This is a genomic window from Cyclobacterium lianum, assembly GCF_900143075.1.
In the GTDB taxonomy this organism is placed as follows: Bacteria; Bacteroidota; Bacteroidia; order Cytophagales; family Cyclobacteriaceae; genus Cyclobacterium; species Cyclobacterium lianum.
In genome coordinates this window covers 1-20,812 of record NZ_FRCY01000011.1, presented here as the reverse complement: position 1 = coordinate 20,812, position 20,812 = coordinate 1, and the positions used below count along the sequence as shown (strand labels likewise).

Here is a 20,812-nt window from a genome sequence, read left to right as displayed (position 1 = left end):
ATTGTGGCAAAACACAGTGAAAAGTAATTAAAATTATGTATTAAATAAAATAAAATAATGAAAAAATAGAAAAAATATATTAAAATACAAATATTGTAGGTTGTAAGCCAAATAAGGATCTATCAAATAATGGTTGAAAAATAAGATTTTCGGGTTTATCGGAATAGTGAATGTATGTAATTCAGACTTCGCTAAGGCGGCTTCCAAGGGCGACTGCCAGCAGCAGCAATCCGGCAAATACCCATAGGGTGATTTGTACACCTATGCTACCGGCCAGGGCACCCAGGCCGGCGCCTGCCAGCGTAAAAATACCTATGACCGTGTTGGCCAGAGACACATAGGAGGCCCTTTCCTTGTCGGGTGCAAAGTCTACCAGGTAGGTTTTTCGGCTCAGGCGGGCACCTCCATGTGCCATCACCTGCACCAGAAAAAGAAATGCAAAAACGTACATGTTCTGCAATCCTTCCGGCCAGTGGGGGAAAAGGGACATGAGCAGGATATTGGCAGCGCCAAGCAAGGCTACAAAGACCAACATTTTCCTGCTGGATCTGTCGGCAAACCTACCCCAAAAGGGGCTGCTGATCACATTGGCAATACCGGCGGCAATGACCATAAGGCCCAGCGTGCTGACCTGATCGCCGATCTGCTCCTTTCCCAGGATCACAAAAAAGGGTTGTGCCAGAGGTATAGCCATCAGGAGTCCCCGGGTAAAAATAAACCTGCGCAGGTTGGCATCCTCTTTCCAGAACTTCCGGGCAGCGCGGATTTCGGCTGCAGGCGTCCTTCCGCCGGAGGTGGCTCCCTTTTCCTCTGCGATCAGGCTAAAGACCAGGCCTGAAATGAACCAAAGCACTGAACCGGCCAGTACGAGCAGGAAAAGTGGATTTCGCTCATTAATCTCCTGCAGATCTGCCAGAATAATTCCTCCTGCCAGTAGCGTCAATACACCTCCGAGCGTAGCCCGCAGGCCGAGCATTTGCCCTCTCTTGCCTTTTGGGATCGTTTTGGCGGTCACATCCTTAAATGCAATGCTGGCCACTCCACTGCAGCAGCTAAATATCGCCAGGGAAAGCAATATCAGCCAACCGGCGGTCTCACCCTCAAAATTCAATACGGCAAAGGCCATCCCGACAAGTGCCAGCGCCTGTGTCCATGCGGGAATTACCCAAAACCACTTTCGCCGGGGAAAGGAGCGGATTTTGGCGGAGACAAACAATTGCGGGAGCAGCGATCCGGCATCTTTGATGGGGACAAGCGCTCCTGCAAAAGCATTGGGAACGCCCAGTGCAGAAAGTATCCAGGGAAGGGTGGTACCCGGGCTGACCAATTGTTCTGACAGCTTGGACAGGGTGCCGCTAAAGATATTTTTAAAAAAATTAAAAGGGGTCTCTTTACAGGCCGATTCGGATATATTGTCACAAACCCGCAATTCACCCTCATCTGTAATCAACTCATATGTTTTTTCTGCTATTTCCTGCTTTCTGCTCATTATAATCGAAAATCAGATATAATTTAAAAGTAAAATTTATAACCGAATTTTATCTTGTTGGTTTAATGTTTGCGGTCACTAAGTTCAACATAAACTTTCAAAATCTTTTAAAAAATGGATACCTACCGATTACAGATATTAGAAAAGAAACAAGTTACACACGATACCTACTCCTTCAAAGTAGAAAAGCCGAAGGGCTACAGTTTCAAGCCCGGGCAAGCCACAGAATTGAGCCTGCTGCAGGAGGGATGGGAGGAAGAAAAACGTCCCTTCACCTTTACCAGTCTGCCAAAGGACGACTTTTTGGAGTTTACCATCAAAACCTACGATGATCATGAGGGAGTTACTAAAAGGCTGGGAGATGCCAGTGTGGGCGACCATGTGGAAATCGGCGATGCCTGGGGAGCCATTGAATACAAGGGTGAAGGTGTATTTATTGCCGGGGGAGCCGGAGTGACGCCGTTTATTTCTATTTTCAGAGATCTGAGACAGAAAAACCAAATTGGTAATAACGAGCTGATTTTTGCCAATAAGACCAACGAAGACATTATTCTTTTTGAGGAGCTGAAGACCATCCTGGGTCATAAATTTCACAATATCATCGAAAAGCAGCCGGATACGGCTTATGACCGGGGGAGAATAGACAAGGCTTACCTAAAGGATAAGATCAACGATTTTAAAAATCAGCATTTCTACATCTGTGGTCCGGAAGGATTTATGAAAGCGGTGGATAAGGCACTAAGAGAGTTGGGTGCCAGTCCGGATGCGCTGGTGTTTGAGCAATAGCCAAAAATAAAGGGGATCTTCAGCGCTGAAGATCCCCTTTTCGTATCAGGACAGGGCATTTACAGCCCGATGCAGTTTTTCTTTTACTTCTTTTGCCAGCGGCTTGATGGCTTCATTGCCAAGCGGCACCATGGCCACTTCCGGATCAATGGCCGATACTTCAAATTTCCCCTCAGAGAGTTCCCGTATGCTCACATTGCAGGGCAGCATGGCAGTCATGTTTGGGTCAATACTAAGCACCTTGTCGGCAAAGACCGGGTTGCAGGCCCCGAGGATCAGCATGGGTTTGTACTCTTTGTCCAGCTTTTTCTTCATGACGGCCTGGATATCGATTTCCGTCAATACACCAAAACCCTCTTCTTTTAAGGCGGTGGTGACTTTTTCCCTGACAAGCTCCATTGAAGCTGCCTCCAGTATTTTATCCATGTGGTAGTTCATAATGTGTTGTTTTTTTTGATTGCTTGCTGGTAAATGTAGGCCTTTTCACAAGAAATCTCAGTGACCCTGGTCACATTGCTGTTCGGGATTTGCAATCCCGAACCCAGATGATGCAGGATTTGCAATCCTGCTATCGCGCACATCAATAATCGCACCTGTGTAGAGCAAATTCGAGACCGTTCCGGGGATTGCAAATCCCCTGTTATCTGACCACGGGATTACAAATCCCGAGGAGCTGTTCGGGATTTGCAATCCCGAACCCAGATGATGCAGGATTTGCAATCCTGCTATCGTGCACATCAATAATCACACCTATCTAAAGCAAATTCGAGACCATTCCGGGGATTGCAAATCCCCTTTTATCTGACCACGGGATTACAAATCCCGAGGAGCTGTTCGGGATTTGCAATCCCGAACTCAGATGATGCAGGATTTGCAATCCTGCTATCGTGCACATCAATAATTACACCTATCTAAAGCAAATTCGAGACCATTCCGGGGATTGCAAATCCCATTTTATCTGACCACGGGATTTACAATCCTGCTGAGGTGCCTGTCAATATTTGCTATCAGGTAAAACAAATTCGAATCCGGTATTGGGATTGCAAACCCCTCTTTATCTGACCGCGGGATTGCAATCCCCCTTTTATCCTGATTTTTCCCGCTCAGCTGATCATCCACATGATCGCGATAAAGTGAAACACCGTTCCTGCCAAAACAAACAAATGCCAGATGGCATGCGCGTAGCGCATCCTTTTGTTCGTATAGAAGATGACGCCGGCGGTATAGGCCAGGCCTCCGGCAGCCAGCAGCAGGACGGTGTCCGGGCTGAGCCGGTCCATCAGAGGGCGGATAAAAAATATCAGGAGCCAGCCCATGCTCAGGTAAAGGATCAGGGAAAATCTGGAAAAGCGGTGGGTATAATAAATTTTGAATACCAGGCCCACCAGGGTCAAACCCCAGATGATACCAAAATAAACCCATCCGCTTGTACCTCCAAGACCTATCAGCAAAAAGGGCGTATAGGTACCTGCGATCAGGAAATAAATGCTGATATGGTCAAAGGTCCGGAGCAGGGGCTTGATACGCGACGAAGAGATGGCATGATACAGGGTAGAAAAGGTGTACATGAGCAATATGGTGCCCCCAAATATGCTGCAGCTCAGTACATGGATCGCTGTGCCATTCATAACCGAAAACACCACCAGCAGCGATATGGCAACAATACTGAAAAGTATACCAATCAGGTGGGTAATGCTGTTGGCAAACTCTTCCTCCAGGCTTTGTTTCCTTTCCCCTTTTTGTGTCATCATTATCTCATCTAACCAAATGGGACCAGATTTCATTCCGACCAGATCAGCTATTTTTTCGTCAAAATAATGACCAAAGATAAAGTTTTATCTCCAATCCTTTCGGTAAATCTGATAAGTAAAAGGCCCCGGTGGACACCGGGGCCTTTCGGAAAAATGTTGTAAGGAGTAATAAAAAATTGTCGCTGTATTACTACTTCAAAAGTATGTCATAATTTTTTGCGCCCGGAGAAAGCAGCATTAAGGATTCATTATTTAATCCCTGCCGGATTAATAATTCAGTAACATCCCAGGAAAGCATTTTTTAATGGCCCGTTCTATGGTTATTTTTGTACTTTTACGGGATATTATGAAAGCAAGAACCATCAAAAAAGATAAGGTCAATATCATCACCATGGGTTGCTCCAAAAACCTGGTGGATTCAGAGGTATTGCTCAGCCAACTGAAGGGAAACGGCATTGATGCCAGGCATGAATCCAATGCAGCTGATAACAATATCGTTATCATCAATACCTGCGGATTTATAGACAATGCGAAACAGGAATCCATTAATACCATATTGGAGTACGCTGCCGCCAAGGAAAAGGGATTGGTAGACAAGGTCTATGTGACCGGCTGCCTGTCCCAGCGGTATAAGGACGATCTGGAGCTGGAGATTCCCCAGGTCGATGCTTTTTTCGGTACACGGGACCTGCCCGCCCTGCTGAAGAAGTTCAGGGCCGACTACAAACACGAATTGGTAGGGGAGCGGCTATTGAGCCATTCTGCGCACTATGCCTATATGAAGATATCGGAAGGTTGCGACCGCCCCTGCTCTTTTTGTGCCATCCCGCTGATGCGGGGAGGCCATATTTCCCGGCCCATTGAGGAGCTGGTGCAGGAGGCCAGGCACAAGGCGGCCATGGGCACCAAAGAGCTTTTGCTGATAGCCCAGGATTCGACCTATTATGGTCTGGATCTCTACAGGAAAAGGCGGCTGGCAGACCTGTTGCGGGCGCTTTCAGATGTGGAGGGGATCGAATGGATCCGCCTGCACTATGCCTATCCTACGGGCTTCCCCATGGATATACTCGATGTGATGGCTGAGCGGGAGAATATCTGTAACTACCTGGATATTCCCCTGCAGCACGGATCCACTGCCGTACTGAAAACCATGCGCAGGGGCACCAGCAGGGAAAAGCAGGAAGCCCTGATCGAAGCCATTCGGGAGAAAATACCCGATATAGCCATCCGGACTACCCTTATCGCCGGGCATCCGGGCGAAGGAGAGCGGGAGTTTGAAGAAATGCTCGACTTTGTGGAGCGCATGCGGTTTGAGCGGCTGGGGGTTTTTACCTATTCCCACGAGGAAGATACGCATGCTTTCAGCCTGGAGGACCATGTACCGGCGGCGCTGAAGCAGGAAAGGGCCAATAAAATCATGGAGGTACAGGAACAGATATCCTACGAGCTGAATCAGGAAAAGGTAGGCAAAACCTTCAAGGTACTTATTGATAAAAAGGAAAGCGGGCATTTTGTAGGACGGACCGCCTACGATTCCGTGGAGGTGGACAATGAGGTGCTGATCGACGCCTCCAGGTTTTACTGCAGAATCGGAGACTTTGTGTCGGTAAAGATCAACTCTGCTTCTGAATTTGACCTGTACGGAGAGCTGGTCTGAGCCCGTTTGTAATTTTTGTGAACCAAACCCAAACTGAAATCACCCCATGCAGCTACAGGAAGTGAGCACCAAAGCCCAGCAGGCCGAGTTTGTAGAAATGGCCGCAAGGCTGTACCGCAATGAAGAAAACTGGATCAGGCCCCTGGACAAGGATATAGAAGATCTATTTCATCCCGAAACCAATAAATTATTCAAGACGGGCGGAAAGGCCATTCGCTGGCTGCTGCTGGACGATGAGGGCAATACCATCGGGCGAAATGCCGCCTTTATCAATCCCAAGTGGAAGGAAAAGCAGCCGACCGGGGGCATGGGTTTTTTCGAGTGCATCAATGATCAGAAAGCGGCTTTTATGCTGTTTGATGCCGCCAGGGATTGGCTGAAGGCCCAGGGAATGGAAGCCATGGATGGCCCGGTCAATTTCGGAGAGCGGGACAAATGGTGGGGCCTGCTGGTGGACGGCTATGCGCCACCCAATTATAACATGTACTGGAATTTTCCCTACTACCGGGAGCTTTTCGAGGCTTATGGGTTTCAGGTCTACTTCCGCCAGTATACCTATATGCGTCCGGTAAGGGGGGTGACCCTGGACCCCAAAATGGAGGAAAGGGCCAGAACTATCCTGCAGGACGAAGACTTTCAGTTTCGCTATCTGAAAGGTAAGGAGCTCTGGGAGAAATTTCCCGAATATTTTATGAAGGTGTACAACAAGGCCTGGGCCCGGCATATGGGCAAAACCATTTCCGAAAGGGAGGCGAGGCTGATGCTGACCAAGATGAAGCCGGTAATTGACCCCTATCTGGTTTATTTCGGCTTTTACAAGGGGGAGCCTGTCTCATTTTTCATCAACATACCGGAGATCAACCAATTGTTTAAATACGTGAACGGTAGACTTGACCTGATGGGCAAGCTGAAGTTTCTCTGGAACAGGACCTTCAATCCTCCCAACAAGATGCTGGGGCTGGTATTTGGCGTGGTGCCCGAATTTCAGGGCAAGGGAGTGGAAAGTGCCATGATCACCGAATACCGGGATAATATTGCCGAGAAAAAGCTCTCCTATAAAACCATTGAAATGAACTGGATCGGGGATTTTAATCCAAAGATGATGCGTGTATGCGAACAGCTGAACGCTTCTATCTACAAGACCCACCATACCTACCGCTACCTGTTTGACCGGGAGAAGCCCTTTGAAAGGCATCCTGTATTCAAGTAGCTTGCAGGAGCGTACCAATTCTGGTTTCTACTGCCATTTCAGCAAATCCCTCCCGACTTTTGCCGGGGCAAGCCCTGCTTCCTAAGTGAAAAGGGAATTTGCTTTCGCAGGGTTTACCGAAAGCGGTATTGAAGATAATCATTCTCATTTTTTTAATGACACCTATTCAACTTTTATTGGGTAATCGTCCAATCGTTTTATACCCATAGTGTACGGGCAGCTCTTTCGGATATTTGTAACGAATTCCCCCTTTTAAGGGGGAAAGGGCGATTTTCTCTGTGGCTTTCTGTATATCAAATTGTTTTTTGTTACTTTTTTAAAATCTTTACAAATTTCGGACGCTGCTGTAACCGCGAAAACGAAATTTTTTAATAATGCAGAAATCGGGATGATGAATAAATTTTTTAAAAATCCAGGAATTCAGGAAAGTTCGGTGTATCAGGGTTTAAAACCAGCGATAGAGGAAAAATAAAATTTTCATTTTTGTGAAAACCTGCGGGTAATTTCAAAATGCTTTTATTTATTGCGTCTGTAAAACGGCTAGCTCATGTTTGGAAAAAAATATTTGAACCTAATGCTCCTGACTTTGGGCCTTGTTTTGCAGGTGGAGGCCCAGGAGCTGTTGGAAAAGCATTTGCGCCCGGATTTTCAGCAGATACTGGATTCGGCTGGGGTGAATGGTGTTTTGCTGCTGGCTGATTTTCAGGGCAGCAGGCTGTATTCCAACGACTTTGGCCTGGCGGAGCAGGGGCAGTTGCCCGCCTCTACGTTCAAGATCCCCCATTCCCTGATAGCCCTGGAATTGGGCATAGTGGAAGATGAGACCACGGTGTTTCCCTGGAACGGTGAGGAGAGAGCCATGTCCCAATGGGAGCAGGATTTGACGTTCAGGCAGGCCTTTCACCTGTCCTGTGTGCCCTGTTACCAGGCAATCGCCCGGCAGGTCGGGCTGAAGCGGATGATGAATTACCTGGCACATCTGGATTATGGGCGCATGGATGTGTCAGAGCAAAACCTGGATCAATTCTGGCTGCGGGGCGATTCCCGGATCAGTCCCCTGGAACAAATTGATTTTCTGCGGCGCCTGCATGCTGGCGAGCTGGATCTGGCTCCGGAGACCATGGAGACATTTCGTGAAATGATAGTCATCGAGGAAAGTGAAGGCTACCGGCTGAGCGGGAAGACCGGCTGGTCGGTAGATCAGGGCGTGGATAATGGCTGGTTTGTGGGTTATCTGGAAAAAGCGGGGAAGGTATATTTTTTTGCCAGCAATCTGGCACCTTTGCCGGGCACCACTGATACTGATTTTTTACAGGCCAGGAAAGGGGTGACGGTGGAGGTACTGCGGGTACTGGGGTTTTTGTAGGGGAAAGGCGCAGCTATGGCCGATTGGTCTCCGGATCGTCGATGGTAATCTGGTACCTGACCAACTGTTGGTTCATGTATTCCTGCCAGGTCACCACGTTGATTTTCTCTTTTTCGGCATAGGCGTACCCGTATTCGTAGCAAAAATAATAATAATTGCCCTTTTGGGTGACGTATTGGTGGGTAAAGAAATTGAAGTCAAAGCCCTGCCGGGTGAGGATTTCCCTGCGAACAGCCGTAAGTCCTATTGGGTTGAGGTTTTGCAAGATCCGCCGATTTTTCCGAAGTATTTTATTGATGTCCAGAATGGTTTTTTCACTTCTCCGCTTGTTTCGGTTATGTCGTTGAAAGCGGCATTGGTCCGAGCAGAAAATTTTATCCTCTCTACCATGGATAACGTCTCCACATTCGGGGCATTTTCGATCCATATCCGTATTATTAAACAAGTATAAACGTTTATACACGTGTAATAATACGGAAATTATTTTTAGAATTCTTTTTTTTACCACAAAAAAAGGATCAAAATGGAAAAGAAAGCCACCATTTATTTGAATTTCTGTGAGGAGAGCAACAAGGAAAGGGTGTATTTTTGGCTAAAAGCAGGCCATCCGCTAAGAAGCAAGGTTACCGGTCACGCGTGGTTGGAATTCAAGGCGGATCGGGGCCGCTGGGAAATGGACTATTCGGATCACAGCCTTCAACTGCTCAGGCAGTTATGTCTTCCCGACATTCTGGTAAATACGTATTACCTGAACCGTGAACCGGTGATCTATTCTTCGGAGTGTGAAGTTCTCAAGCCAGTTTCAACAAGTCGGGCAAGTGGGGATGGGAGGGATTTGCCTACCTTATGGGCGATGCCTATAGTACACGAGGGGCATACAATGATCAGGTACTCCTTTTCCTACAGCAAGCCCATCTACCAACTCCTTAAAAGCCAATCGTTTTTAAAATGGAGTCAACAATACCGCTGCTTTGTGGGCAAAAACGATTCCGCTGATTTCAAGATACTTATCCGGAATCTTAAAGGAATAGCCCTGTTAAATTTCCGCAACGGAATAAAGATCAAAGACATGGAATTGCTACAGCACTACCAGGCCCAGTGGGACAAGGGAAGTCATAGAAAAAGTTGTCAGGTGGATTTTCTGGAGATGATGCAGGCCAAAAATTACAGTACCCGAACGGTGGTAACCTATAAAAAAATGATCGAGCGCTTTATCAACGAACCTGCTTGGCTGGATAAAGACATCCAAAAAATAGAGATATCCGACATCAACCAGTACCATGAAGATTGGGCTTCCCGGGGAGGGTCTTCCGCCTCTATCCATCAGTCTGTAAATGCGCTGCGATTGTATTTTACTCATTTGGGCAAAGGGAAGCTGGTTCTTAATGATATCAGCAGGCCAAAGAAAGAGAAGAAGCTTCCGAAAGTATTGAGCAAGGAAGAGGTAAAAGCCTTGCTCAAAAAAGCTGGTATGGAAAACGAAAAGCATTACCTGATACTGATGCTGCTTTATGGAGGGGGATTGCGAATAGGGGAGTTGATACGCCTTAAAAAGGAGGACCTCGAGCCGGACCGGAAAATGATACGAGTAAAACAGGGGAAAGGAAAGAAAGACCGCTACACTTTACTCCCGTCAAACATCCTGGAACGGCTGCAACGCTATATCAGGAGGCCGGATGAAGGAGGCTATGTATTTGAGGGGCAATTTGGCGGCATGTACAGCAGCGGCAGTATTCAGCAATTCATCCGGAAGTACGCCGGTGCCGCGGGGATTGGGAAGAGGGTGACCCCTCACATGCTCCGTCACAGTTTTGCCACGCATCTACTGGAGGCGGGTACGGATTTGCGGTATATTCAGCAGCTTTTGGGGCACAATTCCAGTAAGACTACGGAGATATATACGCATGTGAGCAGCAAGCAGCTGGGGCAGATTGTATCTCCCGGAGATATGCTGGACAGCTAAGATGAATGGGAATGAAAAAGCTAGTTGAGTTTTATTGGATTTTTTATATATTTAGGGGATTTAACTCCCATGGCCAAAAGGGAAGTAACCTCAAGGGCAGGGGTTAGCCAATAGTTAGGTGCAAGTGGAACGAACCGCAGAAACAAAATGAATGACAATGAAATCGAAAATATTATTGAACGAATTAAAAATGAGGAAGTCGTTTTGCTTTTTGATATGGATGGAACTTTGATAGATACAGATTTGGCAAATTTTTCGTCTTATAAAAACGCAATTGAATCGGTTATTAAACTTGACCAAAAATTAGAATTCAATCCCAACGAAAGATTTAATAGAACAACTTTAAAAACTGTCGTATCGAATTTAACCGAAAATCAATATCAAAAGATAATCGAACTTAAAGAAGAAAATTATAAAGACTTTTTGCCAAAAACAAAACTAAATAACAAGGTTGCTAATATTCTAACCAAATTTCAAAATACCAACAGAACCGTTTTAGTAACAAACTGTAGAAAAGACAGAGCAATAACGACACTAAACTATCATAATCTGTTTGACAAATTTAATGACTTACTTTTCCGAAAATCTTCTGACAGCGAGAGCAGAACGAACAAATATAAAAATGCAATATCCAGTTTGAGCCTATCGGCTCAAACTGTTATTGCTTTTGAAAATGAGAAGCAGGAAATTGATGATGCTATAGATGCAGGAATACCATTCAAAAACATTATTAGCCTTTAGAATATGACACCATTTACCATTGAAAGAAATAACTACTTAAATCAGGACATTCAAGCATTCTATTATACCGATTATATAGGTTGGGAAAGACGTAATGAGGTTGAAAATTATCCAACTTATTTACTGACATTAAAAAATGACCGTTCTCAATGGTGGGATTCTAAACTTCAAGGTGCTCAAAGAAACTTATTGAGAGTTCTTCTTGACGACCTACCAAACATTTTAGAACAAGTAAATTCTAATAAACCAACCGTTTGTGTTGTTCCAAGAGCTAAAGCTGATAACACATATACTCCAAATCAATTGCTTTTTAAAGCAACTGTAAGAAATGCAGTTAATCAGTTAGGAAATGATTTTATAGATGGAACAAATTTTATTGAACGTCATTCTAACACTAAAACAACACATTTGCGAAGACCAATTGAGGGATTTGAAAATGATGGAGAAACGCCATATCCAGGAATAAGTTCGGACACTTGCAATTTTTCAAGTAGTATCAATGGTATAGATATTTTATTAATTGACGATATTTATACGAAGACAGTAAATATAGATGAGGATATGATTCAAGCGTTACTAAATTGTGGAGCAAATTCAGTAACTTTTTATGCCATTGGTAAGACAATCCATAAAGAACCTGACTTTATACTTTAATAAAATTACATAAAATGAAGTACACAGACAATGCAATAAATATAATAACAGCTAAAACTTTTAAAGGAATTGGTAGAGCTTGGATTGTCAAAAATTTAAAAGGCAATGAAAGTGTTGAAAGCATTGTTTCGTTGATAAATAGTAAATCAAAACAAAAGGAAGTAATAACAGTTAATGATTTTGAATTTGAAAAAAGTCAAATAATTAATCAAATTGAAAGATTTGAAGATAGCTGTGATGGTGTTGTTGCTATTGGTGATAAAGATTTCCCTCAATATAGAGGAACAGTCAAGGAAAGCGAAAGACCAATTTTCCTTTTTTATAAAGGCGATTTGAGTTTGTTAGACCTTGAAAATGACAATATAACCGTAATTGGTCTATTAAACCCAGACGAAACGATTGAAATTCGAGAAAGAAAAATAGTTGAAGAAATTGTAAAAAGAGATGTTACAATAGTTAGTGGGTTGGCTTTTGGCTGTGACAGTATTGCTCACAAACAAGCGTTGATTGGCGGAAAAACTGTTGCAATTTTACCAAGTCCACTCTCAAAAATAATGCCTGCAAAAAATAAAGGTTTAGCGTTTGAGATTCTTGAACAAGGTGGACTTCTGATTACAGAATACTATGACGAACATAAATCTGCAATGGATTTAAGCAGTCGATACAAAGACAGAGACAGATTACAAGCACTTTTTTGTGATGCCATTATTTTGGCAGCAAGTTATGCTCAAGATTCAGCACAGCGTTGGAAAATATTTGACCAAAAATTAGATAGTGGTGCAAGATTAGCTATGGGTTTTGCGAAAGATTACAATATTCCCCGAGCTGTAATGTATGACCAAAGTGCTGATTTGGAGAACCCAATGTTTGACCTAAACAGACAATTAATTTCTGAACAGAAAGACATTACTATTTTGACCCAAAAGACATTACAAGAAATGATTGATAAAATTAAATCAAGCAATAAAAGGAAAGTTGAAATTCAAAGAGACCTGTTCGGATAAAAAAATAGAAAAACACCTGCACCTAACATTGTGTATAAGCAATAGCGGGTTCAGTACTATTTTTAAACATAAAACTATAAATCAAAGTTCAGTGCTATTCGACAGTTTAGGGGCTTAAAATCCGCTACTGCTCATACACGAGACCGTTAGCGTCAATGGTAGGACGACCCCAGCCGACAGCAAGACACCCGACCAAACGACTCAGACCGACACGAACAATTTAAAAAAAGCCCACCGCGCAGGAAAAAATTTTTAGCCAACGCCATTGGCACATTTGCAAACCGTACCATGCCCACCCACCACCCAAAGTTTGCAAAAGAGCCAATCCACCCCACAAATACAGGTAAAAACAAAAAAAGCAAAAAAAAATTGCACAATCAAAAAAATGTTTTTACATTTGCCGACTAAAAAACCAAAATAGTCGAATCGTTTTATGTTGGATAAAGAAGAAATTGTCATACATGATATCATTAATAGTGCTAAAAGCCTGATGCAGCAATATGGTCTAAAAAAGACTACCATGGAGGATATTGCCAAGGCGGCTGGGAAAGGTAAAAGTACGCTATACTACTATTTCAAGGACAAAGATGAAATATTTGACAGAGTAATCAATTTTGAAATAGATGAATTCTTTAATACAGTGAAAACAGCTGTAACGAAGCAATCGGATGCAGTGAGTATGTTGAAAGCCTATATGGTAATTAGAATCAAAACACTTAAAGACAAAACAAACCTTTATCGTTTTGCAATAGAAAATGATTTTGAAGGAAAAGTGAATAAAGAATTTGGCAAACTGAGAAACCGATATGACAATGAGGAAAAAAAACTGATAAGTTTCATTCTTGCAAAAGGTGTTGAAAGCAACTTATTTAAATCTGAGATCAGTCATGAAATTGAAAGTATAAGCGAACTACTCGTAAGTTGCATAAGAGGTATAGAAATGGATTTTATTGCACACCAAAAAAATAAGCACTTAGTTGAAAAAGCAGATTTGTTCACAGAGTTTTTATTAAAAGGAATCGGGAGATAAAAAATTCGATGCTTTAAGAAGCATTTTTTTACCCATTTTTTTAGACCGAAAAACTAAAATAGTCTAAACGTTAAATATAAAAAAAAATGAATATAACTAAAGTAATTGTCCTTGTGGGACTACTTGCCTTTGCTAGTTGTTCACAAAAGGAGAGCGAACAAATGTCTGAAATAGAAAATTTTATATATGTGAAGACCGAGCTACCAGTGGAGTATGGAGGTCAAAAAAATATAAACTACTCTGGTGTAGTTGAAGCAAAAAAAACAACGGCATTGAGTTTTATCAATGGTGGCACCTTAATGGAGATAAGGGTGGTGAACGGTAATGAAGTCAGAAAAGGGCAATTGTTGGCTAAGTCGGATCCGTCAACTGCCCAGAATCTTTATGAGGCCGCCTTATCTCAGCAAAGGCGAGCAAAAGATGCCTATGACAGACTTAAGCCCATGAAGGAAAACGGGACGCTCCCGGAAATTCAATGGGTAGAAGCGGAAACCGGTCTTGCTCAGGCAAATTCTGCAGTTGCAATTGCTAAAAAGGGAATAAAAGATAGCGATTTATATGCTCCTGAAAATGGTGTAATAGGGAACATTTATGCACAAGTAGGGATGAATGTGGTTCCTACGCAACCGGTGATGGAGCTTTTGGATATAGAATCAGTTTTCATCAAAATTCCTGTCTCCGAAAATGAAATAAGCTACTTCGAAAAAGGGAAGAATGCGCAAATTACCATTAATGCCATCAATAAAAATGTAACAGGTACTGTAAAGGAAATAGGTGTAAAGGCAGATGTATTATCCTATACCTACCCGGTAAGAATTGAAGTGGACAATACAGATGGTTTAATCAAGCCCGGTATGATTTGCTCTGTAACCACTAAACCAAACGATAATCGATCTGGCGTACTCATTTCGAACAAAGCTTTACAGAAGGATTTAGACGGTGAACAGTTCATTTTTATTGTAAAAAACGGAAGAGCAGAGAAAATCAGTGTAAATACCATCTCACTAATTGAAAACAAGGTTTTGATTTCGGGTGAAGTTCCATCAAATGCTCAAGTTATTATTAGCGGCCAACAAAAATTAAATACGGGAACACCTGTCAAAGTAATTAATTAATTATGTCAAGAAAAGGTTTTAATCTTATAGAAATGGCTATGAAGCATAATCAAATAGCCATACTTATTACAAGTATTTTAGTTTTACTTGGTATATTTTCTTTGACGACCATGCCCAGAAATGAATTTCCTGAATTTACTATTAGGCAAGGTCTGATTGTAGGTATTTATCCCGGTGCAACTTCCGAGCAAGTTGAAGAGCAGCTGACCACCAAAGTAGAGAGTTTTCTTTACGGTTTTGAAGAGGTAAATCGAGAAAAAACGTACTCTATCTCAAAAGAGGGGATGTTGATAGTTTTTGTAGAGGTTAACAATCGCGTAAAAGACACTGATGCATTTTGGGATAAAATAAAATTTGGATTGGATGATCTCAAATTAGAATTACCGCCACAGGTATTGGCCCTAATGGCTAATAATGATTTTGGCTACACTTCTGCCTTGCTACTTACAGTTCGTTCCGATAGTAAAAACTATAAAGAATTAGCCCATGAATTAAAAATTATTGAAGGAGAATTTAGAAAAATAAAAGCCGTTTCAAAAGTCAAAAATTTAGGCTTGGTACAAGAGCAAATTTCCATTTATCCTGATAATGACAAGCTGGCATATTATGGGGTAAAGCCGTTAAGTTTATTAATTGCAGCACAGTTAGAGGGGGCAGTTTATAATTCCGGAGACTTGAATACTGAAGAGCTAATCAGCCCGATTCATATATCATCATCATACAGCAGCGAAGAAGATATCAAAAACCAAATTGTTTATACTGACCCACAAGGCAATGTAATACGTGTAAAAGATGTTGCAAGGGTAGTTCGCGAATTTCCCAACCCCGATTCATATATAAAAAACAATGGCTTAAACAGTGTGCTCATTTCCTTGGAAATGCAACCTGGAAATAATATTGTCGCTTTTGGAGAAGCAGTAGATAAATCTCTGGAAAAATTGAAAGGGAAAATTTCGCCTGACATCAAAATTGATAAAATCGCGGATATGCCCAAAGCTGTTTCCAATGCTATTTCCAATTTTATGATGGATTTTTACATTGCCATTGCGGCAGTAATTTTAGTTACCTTTTTGCTTTTACCTTTTCGTGTAGCCGCTGTAGCTGGGGTGACTATACCTATCACTATTTTTATTACACTGTTCTTTCTAAATATTTTTGGAGTAGAACTGCATACCGTTTCGTTAGCCGCTCTTATCGTGGTTTTGGGAATGGTAGTGGACAATGCCATAGTGGTAATAGATGGGCATTTAAATTTATTAGACAACGGAGCAAATCCCTGGAAGGCTGCTTGGAAAAGTGCTAAAATGTTATTTGTTCCCGTTCTATCAGCCACTTTAGCAATTATTGCTACCTATGTTCCCTTAGTGTTTTTTTTAGAAGGAATGGTGGGTGATTTTGTGTGGGCTTTACCCGTAACTATCGCTGTTTCATTGATCACATCTTTATTGATTGCATTTTTATTAGTGCCTTATTTTAATTCTGTTTTCATCAAAAAAGGCCTTAAAAAGGAAAATCAAAAAGAACAGAAAAAATCACTTTTAGATGTATTACAAAAACTTTATGACAATACGTTAGAGCTGGCATTTCGTTTTCCTAAATCAATCATTTTCATAGGTTTGAGTTCGGTAATTTTGGGTGTAGTAATATTTGCATTGTTGCCTCGCCAACTTTTTCCAAAAGTTGAAAGAAATCAGTTTGCAATAGAAATCTACTTGCCAGAAGGAAGCACCTTAGAACAAACCGCATTTGTTTCGGATAGTTTAGAGCAAATGCTGCTGAATGATGAACGAGTGGTAAATGTAGCGGCATTTATCGGTACAAGTTCTCCTCGTTTTCATACTACTTATGCGCCTAACTTCCCATCTAAAAACTACGCTCAGATGGTGGTTAATACAAAAACACAGGAAGATGCGGTAGCCATTTTGGGAGAGTACGAAACCAACTACCGCAATTCGTTCCCAAACGCCTATGTTCGCATGAAGCAACTAGACATGATGAGTACAGTTGCACCTATTGAAGTACGAATTGCAGGAGATGACTTAGATTCGATAAAACGTGTTGCCTTTGAAGTGAAAAGTGTAATGGAACAAAATCCAAATGTGATTTGGGCCAGAACAGATTATTTAAACCCACGGCAAGGAATTAGTATAGATATAAATGATGAAGCTGCAAATCGACTGGGCATCACAAGAGGAGTCATCGCCTCTTCATTGGCAGTTGGAATTTCCGGACTACCAATAGGTACAATTTGGGAGGGTGACTATCCCGTGAAAGTATTTGTTTCAAACGAGCCGGAGCAAAAAAATAGTTTTGATGATATTGCCAATCAAAATGTAACATCAAATCTTACAGGAGCTACAGTTCCCGTTCGACAACTAGCCAACCACATTTCAACAGATTGGAGCGAAGGGCAGATTGTGAGAAGAAATGGCACTAGAACAATAACCGTGCGAGCAGATGTAAAACGAGATGCACTACCCTACCGGGTTTTAAGTGATTTGAAGAAAAAGATCAATGAAATTAATATAGGCAATACCATTGATTTGACTTATGGAGGAGAAGAAGAAAGTGAGGTTGAAAACTATACACCCTTGGCTAAAGCACTACCGGCTGGTGTTTTGCTCATCTTTTTCATTCTGCTGTTTCAACTTAAAAGAATACGATTGTCTTTATTAGTGATGATTACCATGCCACTAAGCTTCTTAGGTGCTGCCATAGGCTTACTTATTACCGGATATCCTTTTGGCTTAACTTCATTCCTAGGTATTATGAGTTTGATGGGTATTGTGGTTCGTAATGGAATCATTTTAATTGATTATGCTGAGGAGCTACGCATAAAAGAACACATGGATTTAACAGAAGCAGCCCTGACAGCAGGTAAACGAAGAATGCTTCCTATTTTCCTAACCACATTTTCCACAGCAGTAGGGATAGTCCCCATGATTTTAAGTGGCTCTACTTTGTGGGGTCCTTTGGGTGCAGTAGTTTGTTTCGGATTACTAGTTTCTATGTTACTTACCTTGATAGTATTGCCGGTAACCTATCAGCAATTATTTAAACACAATTACGCTAATTAAAACATATTATGAAAAAAAATATATTAATAGCCAGTTTGTTTTTTTTATCGTTTTTTTCGGCAAATGCACAAACTTACTTAACACTTGAAGAAAGTAAAGCACTTGCTTTGAAAAATAACAAAGCATTACAAAACAGTACTTTGGAAACAGAAGCTGCCAAGCAGGTCAAAAAAAATGCATACACTAACTATTTTCCAAAAGTTAGCGCCAATATTTTGGGTTTTAGGGCTATAGACCCATTGATTGAGTTTAATTTGCCACAAGGCAATCTGCCCATATATGATGGAAATCCCGCTAACTTACCAACAGCCACCCAGTTTGCCTACTTCCCGGGCATTGAACTTAGCATGTTTCAGCGTTCGGCAATTGGGGTCTTAAATATTTCACAACCTTTATATGCAGGTGGCCAAATCCGTAATGGAAATCGACTAGCCTCCATAGGTGTGGACGTGAAAGAAATGCAACAGCACCTTAGCGAGAATGAAGTTTTGATTAAAACCGAAGAGCAGTATTGGCAACTTATTTCACTCCAGGAAAAGGAAAAGACACTTGAAAAATATGAATTGTTACTTAAAGGAATTAGAAAACAAGTAGATGATGCTTTTAAAGCCGGATTGATTATTAAAAATGATGTGCTCAAAGTGCAAATCAAACAAAGCGAATTGGAAGCCAATAAGAACAAATTAATTAACGGTAAGAAGTTAGCGACCATGCAGTTTTGTCAAACCATAGGAATACCCTATGACAGCACATTGGTTTTGCAGGAAAAAATTGATGTAAGCCATCATCCAAATCACTACTATGTTGATAATCAGAATGTATTAGCTCAAAGAGTGGAATATCAACTATTGGAAAAATCGCTAGAAGTTGCAGACCTACAAAAAAAGATGAAAACTGGAGAAAATCTGCCAACAATCGCAGTTGGATTGGCGGGCTATCAAATCAATATGCTGGAAAATGGTGTTGACAATATCACTAACGGATTAGCTTATGTATCTGTATCCATCCCCATATCCAACTGGTGGGGCGGCAGCTACACCATCAAAGAACAGAACATCAATAAACGCATCGCAGAAAACAATTTTGAAGATACAAAGGGCTTATTGAATCTGCAAATGGAAAAAGCTTGGATTGATGTAAACGAAACGTGGAAACAAATAGAAATAATGAAAGAAACTGCCATGCAAGCAGAAGAAAACCTGAAAGTAAGTCAAACAGGTTATGATAGTGGCGTTGTTTCTTTATCTGATTTATTGGAAGCACAAGCCTTAGTTACCGAAACAGCCGATAAGCTTACAGATGCACAAACACAATACAAGTTGGCGCTTACTTTTTATTTGCAGGTAACAGGACAAAAATAGAAATGCCGAAACACAGGGGCAAGGACATTTGCAAACCGCACAAAGCCGATACTCAGACCAAAGTTTGCAAAAGAGCTTGCCCCTTTCCGACACAATAAAAATTTTTCCTTTCCTTCTTTTTTTAATTTTTTCCCGACACACAACCCAACAAACACAACAACGCTGACAACGACAGACCACGAACGACAGAACCACAGCCGCTAACAGCACCTACACGCAAGCAGGGAATTTGTGCTTCGTAGGACAGGAAAGTGCTATATTTGTAGTTCAGTTCTTCATAGGAAATTCAGTGGTGAAAATCCCTGCCTGCGTGTAGCTGCGAACCGTTACCTGCTATGTAAAAAAGACGACCGTGCTAAACAACAACGACACGTTTTGACGGACTGACTTTAGACATTTGCAAAATACAGGACAGAAAAGGTATTTTAAACTCAGACATAAATGAATTATTGGTTACACAGAATTTCACACATCGCAGAATTATCATATCCATTACTCGATAAAGGATTTTTGACAATAGGTTTTTCAGACTTTACCCATAATAAATTCATTGATAAAGTACTCGAAGATGATTGGAACTACTTCAACGGGCAGTTTCGAGAAATGTGGGGTAAAGTTCCTCGGACAAGACATAACCTTTGGAGATTTTTGAAATTCAATAAGGGTGATGTTGTTATCGTACCAAGTTGGGGAACATTTTTTGTTTGTGAAATAATAGACGAAAAACCCTTATTAATAAGCGAGACATATTCTGATGACCTCAAAACATGGGGAGATAAAAAGGTAACCACTGATGGAACCTACCTTATCTCAGAAAATGGCAAAGCCTACGACTTGGGATTTGCCAGAAAGGTGAAAATTCTTTACAAGAATATATCCAGAGCAAAGTTTGCGGATGCCAAGCTGACATCAAGAATGAAAATCCGCCAAACTAACGGCTCGATTGATGACTTGAAAAAAAGCATTGAAAAAAGTATCGCAAATTACATAGAGAATAGACCAATACACCTCCATTCGATAATTGTAGAAAAAACAGCGAACCTTGTTTTGGATGCCATTAAGACTGAATTGAACCCCGATAAATTTGAAAAGTTAGTAAGGACTTATTTTAAGACTATTGGTGCAAATGAAGTTACAATTCCAGCCAAGAATGAGAGAGACAAAGAAGGTGACGCTGATATAGTAGCTGTTTTCGAAAACATCAAATTGATAATTTACACCCAAGCTAAATTTCAAAAAGGCAAAATAAACGAATGGGGAACAAATCAAATTTTGGATTACAAGACAAACAAAGAAAGTATTGATGATGGGTATAATAAAATCGCATGGGTCATAACATCAGCTGACACTTTCAATGACGAAGCTGAGAAAATAGCAACTGAAAATGAAATCCAACTAATTGACGGATTAGAATTTTCAAAAATGCTCTTGAATGCAGGAATTAACTTATTAAATACCAATTTATAAAAAGAAAACACAGCAGGTAACACAGCATATAGCTTATGGCGGGTGAACGGCTGCCAGCAAGGTTTTCGCTCCGTAGCCAGCTTTGGTTTCGGTGGACAGGAAAGTGCTTCGAAACCGCCACAAGCCATATGCAAACCGTTA

General features: G+C 41.7%; 17 protein-coding genes. 13 read left to right on the top strand and 4 right to left on the bottom strand.

Translation table 11 applies throughout. The annotated features are described in order from the left end of the window. Positions 1-181: 181 nt before the first annotated feature. Entirely contained in the window at positions 182-1,489 is a 1,308-nt protein-coding gene (locus BUB19_RS16495; protein WP_073095805.1) for an MFS transporter, read from the bottom strand. Positions 1,490-1,603: 114 nt separating this feature from the next. On the opposite strand from BUB19_RS16495, the gene BUB19_RS16490 reads away from it, so the two are divergent. Next, a complete protein-coding gene (locus BUB19_RS16490) occupies positions 1,604-2,275 on the top strand; it encodes an FAD-binding oxidoreductase (protein WP_073095802.1) in 672 nt (223 codons plus the stop codon). 45 nt (positions 2,276-2,320) lie between these two features. On the opposite strand, the gene BUB19_RS16485 is transcribed toward BUB19_RS16490, so the two are convergent. Next, entirely contained in the window at positions 2,321-2,713 is a 393-nt protein-coding gene (locus BUB19_RS16485; protein ID WP_073095800.1) for a DUF302 domain-containing protein, read from the bottom strand. A 665-nt stretch (positions 2,714-3,378) separates the two neighbouring features. Then, a complete protein-coding gene (gene trhA / locus BUB19_RS16480) occupies positions 3,379-4,026 on the bottom strand; it encodes a PAQR family membrane homeostasis protein TrhA (protein ID WP_317041597.1) in 648 nt (215 codons plus the stop codon). Between the two features lie 346 nt (positions 4,027-4,372). Between trhA and rimO the strand changes: the two genes are divergently transcribed. The 3 genes from rimO to blaOXA all read left to right on the top strand — a co-directional run bounded on the left by rimO (position 4,373) and on the right by blaOXA (position 8,259). Continuing rightward, complete coding sequence (rimO, locus tag BUB19_RS16475; protein WP_073096014.1) at positions 4,373-5,683, top strand: 30S ribosomal protein S12 methylthiotransferase RimO; 1,311 nt, start codon at positions 4,373-4,375, stop codon at positions 5,681-5,683. Positions 5,684-5,729: 46 nt separating this feature from the next. Beyond that, entirely contained in the window at positions 5,730-6,893 is a 1,164-nt protein-coding gene (locus tag BUB19_RS16470; RefSeq protein ID WP_073095798.1) for a hypothetical protein, read from the top strand. Between the two features lie 547 nt (positions 6,894-7,440). Further along, positions 7,441-8,259, top strand: a complete 819-nt coding sequence (gene blaOXA / locus BUB19_RS16465) for a class D beta-lactamase (RefSeq protein WP_073095796.1) — start codon at positions 7,441-7,443, stop codon at positions 8,257-8,259. Positions 8,260-8,272: 13 nt separating this feature from the next. Here blaOXA and BUB19_RS16460 read toward each other — a convergent pair whose 3' ends face one another. Beyond that, the gene (locus BUB19_RS16460; protein ID WP_073096012.1) at positions 8,273-8,686 is read right to left on the bottom strand and encodes a hypothetical protein; all 414 of its coding nucleotides are present in this window, start codon (positions 8,684-8,686) and stop codon (positions 8,273-8,275) included. Between the two features lie 96 nt (positions 8,687-8,782). On the opposite strand from BUB19_RS16460, the gene xerA reads away from it, so the two are divergent. The 9 genes from xerA (at position 8,783) to BUB19_RS16415 (ending at position 20,671) form a co-directional block, all read left to right on the top strand. Further along, positions 8,783-10,222: a site-specific tyrosine recombinase/integron integrase gene (gene xerA, locus BUB19_RS16455; protein WP_084097388.1), complete on the top strand. Its 1,440-nt coding sequence runs from the start codon at positions 8,783-8,785 to the stop codon at positions 10,220-10,222. Positions 10,223-10,369: 147 nt separating this feature from the next. Then, positions 10,370-10,963 carry an HAD hydrolase-like protein gene (locus tag BUB19_RS16450; protein WP_073095794.1) on the top strand — a complete coding sequence of 198 codons (594 nt, stop codon included), beginning with the start codon at positions 10,370-10,372 and terminating at the stop codon, positions 10,961-10,963. 3 nt (positions 10,964-10,966) lie between these two features. Beyond that, a complete protein-coding gene (locus BUB19_RS16445; RefSeq protein WP_073095792.1) occupies positions 10,967-11,617 on the top strand; it encodes a hypothetical protein in 651 nt (216 codons plus the stop codon). A gap of 14 nt (positions 11,618-11,631) precedes the next feature. Then, the gene (locus tag BUB19_RS16440) at positions 11,632-12,621 is read left to right on the top strand and encodes a DNA-processing protein DprA (RefSeq protein ID WP_073095790.1); all 990 of its coding nucleotides are present in this window, start codon (positions 11,632-11,634) and stop codon (positions 12,619-12,621) included. Positions 12,622-13,054: 433 nt separating this feature from the next. After that, complete coding sequence (locus BUB19_RS16435; protein WP_073095788.1) at positions 13,055-13,651, top strand: TetR/AcrR family transcriptional regulator; 597 nt, start codon at positions 13,055-13,057, stop codon at positions 13,649-13,651. Between the two features lie 86 nt (positions 13,652-13,737). After that, a complete protein-coding gene (locus BUB19_RS16430) occupies positions 13,738-14,766 on the top strand; it encodes an efflux RND transporter periplasmic adaptor subunit (protein ID WP_073095786.1) in 1,029 nt (342 codons plus the stop codon). Positions 14,767-14,768: 2 nt separating this feature from the next. After that, positions 14,769-17,843, top strand: a complete 3,075-nt coding sequence (locus BUB19_RS16425) for an efflux RND transporter permease subunit (protein ID WP_073095784.1) — start codon at positions 14,769-14,771, stop codon at positions 17,841-17,843. A gap of 8 nt (positions 17,844-17,851) precedes the next feature. Next, positions 17,852-19,204: a TolC family protein gene (locus tag BUB19_RS16420; protein WP_073095782.1), complete on the top strand. Its 1,353-nt coding sequence runs from the start codon at positions 17,852-17,854 to the stop codon at positions 19,202-19,204. A gap of 441 nt (positions 19,205-19,645) precedes the next feature. Then, positions 19,646-20,671: a restriction endonuclease gene (locus BUB19_RS16415; RefSeq protein ID WP_073095780.1), complete on the top strand. Its 1,026-nt coding sequence runs from the start codon at positions 19,646-19,648 to the stop codon at positions 20,669-20,671. The last annotated feature ends 141 nt before the right edge of the window (positions 20,672-20,812 follow it).

Excerpts from the sequence above, each read along its gene's own strand:
- BUB19_RS16495 (WP_073095805.1), bottom strand. The coding sequence starts at position 1,489 with ATGAGCAGAAAGCAGGAAATAGCAGAAAAAACATATGAGTTGATTACA.
- BUB19_RS16490 (WP_073095802.1), top strand. The coding sequence starts at position 1,604 with ATGGATACCTACCGATTACAGATATTAGAAAAGAAACAAGTTACACAC.
- BUB19_RS16485 (WP_073095800.1), bottom strand. The coding sequence starts at position 2,713 with ATGAACTACCACATGGATAAAATACTGGAGGCAGCTTCAATGGAGCTT.
- trhA (WP_317041597.1), bottom strand. The coding sequence starts at position 4,026 with ATGATGACACAAAAAGGGGAAAGGAAACAAAGCCTGGAGGAAGAGTTT.
- rimO (WP_073096014.1), top strand. The coding sequence starts at position 4,373 with ATGAAAGCAAGAACCATCAAAAAAGATAAGGTCAATATCATCACCATG.
- BUB19_RS16470 (WP_073095798.1), top strand. The coding sequence starts at position 5,730 with ATGCAGCTACAGGAAGTGAGCACCAAAGCCCAGCAGGCCGAGTTTGTA.
- blaOXA (WP_073095796.1), top strand. The coding sequence starts at position 7,441 with ATGTTTGGAAAAAAATATTTGAACCTAATGCTCCTGACTTTGGGCCTT.
- BUB19_RS16460 (WP_073096012.1), bottom strand. The coding sequence starts at position 8,686 with ATGGATCGAAAATGCCCCGAATGTGGAGACGTTATCCATGGTAGAGAG.
- xerA (WP_084097388.1), top strand. The coding sequence starts at position 8,783 with ATGGAAAAGAAAGCCACCATTTATTTGAATTTCTGTGAGGAGAGCAAC.
- BUB19_RS16450 (WP_073095794.1), top strand. The coding sequence starts at position 10,370 with ATGAATGACAATGAAATCGAAAATATTATTGAACGAATTAAAAATGAG.
- BUB19_RS16445 (WP_073095792.1), top strand. The coding sequence starts at position 10,967 with ATGACACCATTTACCATTGAAAGAAATAACTACTTAAATCAGGACATT.
- BUB19_RS16440 (WP_073095790.1), top strand. The coding sequence starts at position 11,632 with ATGAAGTACACAGACAATGCAATAAATATAATAACAGCTAAAACTTTT.
- BUB19_RS16435 (WP_073095788.1), top strand. The coding sequence starts at position 13,055 with ATGTTGGATAAAGAAGAAATTGTCATACATGATATCATTAATAGTGCT.
- BUB19_RS16430 (WP_073095786.1), top strand. The coding sequence starts at position 13,738 with ATGAATATAACTAAAGTAATTGTCCTTGTGGGACTACTTGCCTTTGCT.
- BUB19_RS16425 (WP_073095784.1), top strand. The coding sequence starts at position 14,769 with ATGTCAAGAAAAGGTTTTAATCTTATAGAAATGGCTATGAAGCATAAT.
- BUB19_RS16420 (WP_073095782.1), top strand. The coding sequence starts at position 17,852 with ATGAAAAAAAATATATTAATAGCCAGTTTGTTTTTTTTATCGTTTTTT.
- BUB19_RS16415 (WP_073095780.1), top strand. The coding sequence starts at position 19,646 with ATGAATTATTGGTTACACAGAATTTCACACATCGCAGAATTATCATAT.